The sequence below is a fragment of the Methylobacterium sp. WL120 genome, from assembly GCF_008039465.1.
In the GTDB taxonomy this organism is placed as follows: domain Bacteria; phylum Pseudomonadota; class Alphaproteobacteria; order Rhizobiales; family Beijerinckiaceae; genus Methylobacterium; species Methylobacterium cerastii.
Map to the genome: position 1 here is coordinate 22,162 of NZ_VRUT01000057.1, position 6,000 is coordinate 28,161.

The 6,000-nt window shown below is 70.8% G+C and carries 6 protein-coding genes and 1 pseudogene; 3 read left to right on the top strand and 4 right to left on the bottom strand.

The window, feature by feature from the left end; all coding sequences use genetic code 11:
• Positions 1–67 precede the first annotated feature (67 nt).
• The 4 genes from rutD to rutA are packed head-to-tail and all read right to left on the bottom strand — an operon-like array spanning position 68 to position 3,146.
• A complete protein-coding gene (gene rutD / locus FV229_RS12640) occupies positions 68–868 on the bottom strand; it encodes a pyrimidine utilization protein D (protein WP_147752320.1) in 801 nt (266 codons plus the stop codon).
• Complete coding sequence (rutC, locus tag FV229_RS12645) at positions 868–1,287, bottom strand: pyrimidine utilization protein C (RefSeq protein ID WP_147752321.1); 420 nt, start codon at positions 1,285–1,287, stop codon at positions 868–870. Before rutC ends, rutD begins: the two co-directional genes overlap by 1 nt.
• Positions 1,288–1,311: 24 nt before the next feature.
• Positions 1,312–2,049, bottom strand: coding sequence for a pyrimidine utilization protein B (gene rutB, locus FV229_RS12650; protein WP_147752322.1), 738 nt, complete (start codon positions 2,047–2,049; stop codon positions 1,312–1,314).
• Positions 2,049–3,146, bottom strand: coding sequence for a pyrimidine utilization protein A (gene rutA / locus FV229_RS12655; protein ID WP_147752327.1), 1,098 nt, complete (start codon positions 3,144–3,146; stop codon positions 2,049–2,051). The genes rutB and rutA overlap by 1 nt, the downstream gene beginning before the upstream one ends.
• A gap of 261 nt (positions 3,147–3,407) precedes the next feature.
• Here rutA and FV229_RS12660 point away from each other — a divergent pair, with 261 nt between their 5' ends.
• The 3 genes and pseudogenes from FV229_RS12660 to FV229_RS12670 form a co-directional block, all read left to right on the top strand.
• Positions 3,408–3,884 (top strand): thioesterase family protein, encoded by a 477-nt coding sequence (locus FV229_RS12660; protein WP_147752323.1) that lies wholly within the window; start codon positions 3,408–3,410, stop codon positions 3,882–3,884.
• A 98-nt stretch (positions 3,885–3,982) separates the two neighbouring features.
• A complete protein-coding gene (gene argS, locus FV229_RS12665; protein WP_147752324.1) occupies positions 3,983–5,743 on the top strand; it encodes an arginine--tRNA ligase in 1,761 nt (586 codons plus the stop codon).
• 41 nt (positions 5,744–5,784) lie between these two features.
• A pseudogene (locus FV229_RS12670) lies at positions 5,785–6,000 on the top strand (SPOR domain-containing protein); the annotation flags it as partial.

Sequence of the window (6,000 nt, forward strand, 5' to 3'; positions counted from 1 at the left end):
CTTTTCCGCTGGGTCCCGGATCGGGTTCCGCTGACGCTTCACCCGTCCGGGAAAACGGGTGCGGCCGTCATCGAAGATCGGACATCGCCGTGACCCGCACTCGACCCAGGAAGTCGAGCAGCGTCCGGTTGAACGCTTCGGCGCGCGTGACGCTGTGGGCGTGGCCGCCCTCGGGTACGAGGTCGAGGCGGGCGTTGGCGAGGCCGGCGGCGAGGCGTTCGGAGGCCGTATAGGGCACCAGCACGTCGTCGCGGGCCGCCATCACCAGGGTCTCGTGCGGGATTGCGCCGAGCCGGCCTTCGAGCGTGAAGCGCTCCAGCGCGGCGATCCGCGCGAGCACCGTCTCGGGGCCGGGGAAATGCGCCAGCGCATGCGCCTCGTCCGACGCGACCCGCGCGGCGTTCTCGGAGAGCCACGGGGCCGGATAGAGGAAGATCGCCTGCGCCCGAACGAAGGCCTCCGGGCCGGCCTGGTTCAGGAGCGCCTTGCGGGCGGAAAAGCACCGCAGCGTCGCGGAATCGATCGCGTCCCAGCCGTTGACGACGACGACGCGCCCGACGCGGGTGGGGTTGGCCAGCGCCAGCTGCAGGGCGATCAGCCCTCCGAGCGCGTGCCCGACCACGTCCGCGGTCTCGGTGCCGGTGGCGTCGAGGACGGCCAGCGCGTCCTCGGCCATCGCCGCGATGTCGTGGCCGGGCTCGAGCGCGCCCTTCGAGCGGCCGGTGCCGCGGTGGTCGTAGGTCAGGACCCGGAAGTGCGGGACCAAAGCGGGCATCTGCGGCGCGAAGTAGCCCGCCATCCCGCCGAGCCCCGGGGAGAGCAGGACGGTGCGCGCGCCGGAGCCCGCGACGTCGTGGTGGACCGGCATCAGACCGAGGTATCGACGGCGAGCGCGCCGACCGGGTGGCCGACATGCGCCACCGAGGCGATCTCCACCAGGGCGTCCGGCTTCGCCAGCCCGCACTGGATGCAGTAGCGCGCCGGCTTCTCGCCGGGGAAGTACTCGGCGTAGACCGCGTTGATCGCGGCGTAGTCGGCCCAGTCCTTGAGGAAGACGTGGTTGAAGGTCACGTCGTCCATGGTGCCGCCGGCGGCCGTCACGACGCCCTTGATCGTCTCCAGCACGTGGCGCGTCTGGGCGGCGGCGTCGCCGACGTGGACGACGTTGGCGTCGGCGTCGAGCGGCAGGGTGCCGGAGACGTAGAGCACGCCGTCCGCGAGCGTACCGGGGACGTAGGGCGCCAGCGGCTTGCCGGTGCCGGGCGGGATCACGACGGTCTTGGGCATTTTTTTGGGACTCTGTGTTCGGGTCTATTCGGCGGCAATGGCGTCCCTGGCCGACAGGGCGGTCTCGAAGGCGGCCACGTCCGAGACCCAGCCGAAGAAGGTCTCGATGTTGAGGAGCGCGCCCTCCTGCAGGCTCGGCGGGCCGGCCTGGTGGGTGGCGTCGGCGAGCACGATGCCGAAATATTCGAGGAAGAACCCGTCGCGCAGGGTCGATTCCACGCAGACGTTGGTGGCGATGCCGGTGAAGACCAGCGTGCGGATGCCCCGCGCCCGCAGGGTGCTGTCGAGCGCGGTGTTGTAGAAGCCGCTGTAGCGGGGCTTGCCCATGACGATGTCGCCGGGCTGCGGCTTGAGCGCGTCGACCAGATCGTAATCCCAGGTGCCGCGGGTGAGCAGCCGGCTGTTCAGCCCCGGCTGCCGCCGCATCGTCTTCAGCGCGTTCGACTTGTGCCAGTTCGGCGAGCCCGGCCCCCCGGCCTCGACGTAGTCCGCGTCCCATCCGTTCTGGAACCACAGCACGACGATGCCGGCCGCCCGCGCGGCGGCGACCGCGGCGGCGATGCGGCCGATCACCGGACCGGTCTGCGAGACGTCGAAGCCGGCCAGATCCAGGTAGCCGCCCTTGGTCGCGTAGGCGTTCTGCATGTCCACGACGATGAGCGCGGTCGCCTCGGGCGCGAAGGCGATCGGCTCGGGGCGCGCCGGCAGCGTCACGCCGCCGAAGCGGCCGGCCGGGTCGCGGTATCCGGCGGGCGCGTCCATCACGCGACCTCGGACAGGGGCGCCGCCGAAGCGACGTGCCGGCGGGTCCGCATCAGCGGCTGGATCTTCTGCCCGAAATCGTCGAGCCCTTTCAGGAAGTCGTCGAACACCAGCAGCACCCCGCCGGTGCCGGGCACGGTCATCACGTCGTCGAGCATCCGCGCCACGCTCTCGAACGAGCCGACGAGGGTGCCCATGTTGATGTTCACCGCCGAGGTCGGGTCGGCCATCTGGCGCACGTTGGTGTCGGCGCCCGACTTGGTGTCGGCCGCGCCCTGCACGCCGAGCCAGGCGATGGCCTCCTGGTCCGCCCCCGCCTTGTAGTGCTCCCACTTGGCGTGGGCGCCGGCGTCGGTCTCGTCCGAGATCACCATGAACAGCACGTAGGAGGACACGTCGCGACCGGTCTTCGCCTTGGCGGCCTCGAGCCGCGCGACGGTCGGCGCGAAGGCGGTGGGGGTGTTCACACCCTTGCCGAAGCAGAAATTGTAGTCGGCGTAGGTGGCGGTGAAGGCCATGCCGGCCTCGCTCTGGCCGGCGCAGATCAGCTTCATCGGCGCCTGCGGTCGCGGGCTCAGGCGGCAATCGTCCATCTGGAAGTACGTGCCCTTGAGGTCGCTGCGCCCTGTCTCCCAGAGCTCGCGCAGGATTTGCGCGTATTCGGAGAGGTACCGGTACCGGTCGGCGAAGAACGCGTCGCCGGGCCAGAGGCCCATCTGCGAATATTCCGGCTTCTGCCAGCCGGTGATCAGGTTGAGGCCGAAGCGCCCGCCCGAGATCGAGTCGATGGTGGCGGCCATCCGCGCGGTGATCGCGGGCGGGAAGCACAGGGTCGGCGCCGTGGCGTAGAGCTTGATCTTGGAGGTGACGGCGGCGAGCCCGGCCATCAGCGTGAACGATTCGAGGTTGTGGTCCCAGAACTCGGTCTTGCCGCCGAAGCCGCGCAGCTCGATCATCGACAGGGCGAAGTCGAGCCCGTAGCCCTCGGCCTTCAGCGTGACCGCCTTGTTGAGGGCGAAGCTCGGCTTGTATTGCGGCGCGTTCTCCGAGATCAGCCAGCCGTTGTTGCCGATCGGGATGAAGACCCCGACGTTCATCGCCGCGGCGGGTTCGTTCATCGGCCACCTCTCCGAACGCGAGCCGCGCCGCCCGCGGCGGGCCGGAAGACGGGAACGGTAGCGGCTCGAATCGGCCCGTCAAACCGCCGACGGGACTCTGCACAAAATCTCCGCGGGTTGCCCAGGCGATGCGCGCGATCCGCCCAGCCGGGAAGCGAAATCGCAGCGGATCGGGCCGGCGAAACGCGGTCTTCGATCTGGTAGACCGGGCTCCGGATCTCTTCCGCGAGGGACGACGCGATGCGCGAGACGCTTGCCCCGAACGCCGGCCCGCCGCGCGAGGCCGCCGGCTCCCGCGCCGCCTACCCGCGCCACGTGCCGATCACCACGCGCTGGGCCGACAACGACGTCTACGGGCACGTCAACAACGTGGTCTACTACGCCTTCTTCGACACGGCGGTGAACGGCCTGCTGGTCGAGGCCGGCGCCCTCGACATCGCACGATCCCCGGTGATCGGCCTCGTGGTCGAGACCGGCTGCCGCTACCACGCGCCGCTCGCCTTCCCCGATCGCGTCACCGCGGGGGTGCGCGTGGCGCGGATCGGAAGGTCGAGCGTGCGCTACGAGATCGGCCTGTTCCGCGGCGATGCGGATGCGGCGTCGGCGGAAGGCTTCTTCATCCACGTCTACGTCGACCGCGCCACCCGCCGTCCGGTGCCGCTGCCGGAGCCGTTGCGCAGCGTCCTCGAAGGCTGGACGCGGCCGGCTTCGCCGTGACACCTCCGCCGTGACACCTCCGCCCCCCCTTGCTATGGCGCGGGGATGAGGCGCCGCCGGCCCGTCCGGCCGTCGGCGCGAGCGGGTTGACCACGATCATGAACATCTTCGCCCTGTTCGAGGCGCGCGTGCGCGAGGCCGTCGAGGCGCTGGTCCGCGGCGGGACGCTTCCCGAGGGCCTCGACCTTGCCCGGGTCGTGGTCGAGCCGCCGCGCGACGCGGGCCACGGCGACCTCGCGACGAACGCCGCCCTGGTGCTCGCCAAGGAGGCCAAGACCAACCCGAAGGCGCTCGGCGAGGCGCTGGCCGCCGAGCTGCGCCAGGACCCGCGCGTGGTCGAGGCCGCGGTCGCCGGCCCCGGCTTCATCAACCTGCGGCTGGCGCCGGCCGTCTTCCACGACGTGCTGCGCGGCGTGCTGGCCGATCCCGCCGGCTACGGGCGCGGGCACATGGCCGGCGGGCCGGTCAACATCGAGTACGTCTCGGCCAACCCCACCGGCCCGATGCATGTCGGGCACGGGCGCGGGGCGGTGTTCGGCGACGCGCTGGCGAACCTCCTGGTCGCCGCCGGCCGGCAGGTGACGCGCGAGTACTACATCAACGACGCGGGCGCGCAGGTCGACGTGCTCGCCCGCTCCGCCTACCTGCGCTACCGCGAGGCGCTGGGCGAAACGGTCGGCGCGATCCCCGAGGGTCTCTATCCCGGCGACTACCTCGTGCCGGTCGGGCAGGCGCTGGCCGAGACCCACGGCCGCGCGCTGCTCGAAAAGCCGGACTCCGAATGGCTGCCGGTGGTGCGCGAGACCGCCATCGCCAAGATGATGGAGATGATCCGCGGGGATCTGGCCGCGATCGGCATCCACCACGACGTGTTCTTCTCCGAGCGCACCCTGCAGGGGGAGGGCGGCGGCGCCGTCGCAACGCTGCTCGCGGAGCTGCGCGAGAAGGGGCTCGTCTACGAGGGCCGCCTGCCGCCGCCCAAGGGCCAGGTGCCGGAGGATTGGGAAGACCGCGAGCAGACCCTGTTCCGCACGAGGGACTTCGGCGACGACACCGACCGGCCGCTGCTGAAGTCGGACGGCTCCTACACCTACTTCGCCTCCGACATCGCCTACCACCGGGCCAAGTACCTCGCCGGCGCCACCGAGCTGATCGACGTGCTCGGCGCCGACCACGGCGGCTACGTCAAGCGCATGCAGGCGGCGGTGAAGGCCGTCACCGACGGCAAGGCGAGCCTCGACGTGAAGCTATGCCAGCTGGTGCGGCTGTTGCGCGCGGGCGAGCCGGTGAAGATGAGCAAGCGCTCGGGCGAGTTCGTGACGCTCCGCGAGGTCATCGACGAGGTCGGCCGCGACGCGATCCGCTTCATGATGCTCTACCGCAAGAACGACGCGACCCTCGACTTCGACCTCGCCAAGGTGGTCGAGCAGTCCAAGGACAACCCGGCCTTCTACGTCCAGTACGCCCACGCCCGCATCCGCTCGGTGCAGCGGCAGGCGCGGGAGGCGTTTTCGGACTTCGACCCCGCGGACGCTGCCGGGCTCGCGGACGCGGACTTCGCGCTCCTGTTGGATGCGGGCGAGGCCGAGATGCTGCGGCTGATCGCGCAGTACCCGCGGGTGCTGGAGGCGGCCGCCGCAGCGCACGAACCGCACCGGATCGCCTTCCATCTCTACGAGACGGCGAGTAGCCTTCATAGTTTCTGGAACAAGGGCAAAGACTTGCCGCAATTACGGTTTGTTAATCCAACCGACCGAAAGTCAACTCGGGCGAGGCTAGCGCTGATCGAGGCGCTGCGAGGCGTCTTGGCATCCGGTCTCGCCGTCCTCGGCGTGAGCGCTCCGGACGCGATGCGGTGAGTGCGCCCCCGTAAAAGTCGGCGTAGGATGAGGATGCTGCCATGACGAACGCTTCGCGCGCGCCTGTCGACTTCGACGCCTTCGCGCGCGATCTGCAGCAGCCCTCGCCGGCCCCGCGTGGGGCCGAGCCGGCCGCGCAGAAGCCCGACCCGCTGGCGGAACTCGCCCGCATCGTCGGGCAGGACGACCCCTTCCGCGCGCTGCTCGCCGCCCGCGACGACCGGCGCGAGCCGGCGGCGCAGACGCAGGGCGCCGCC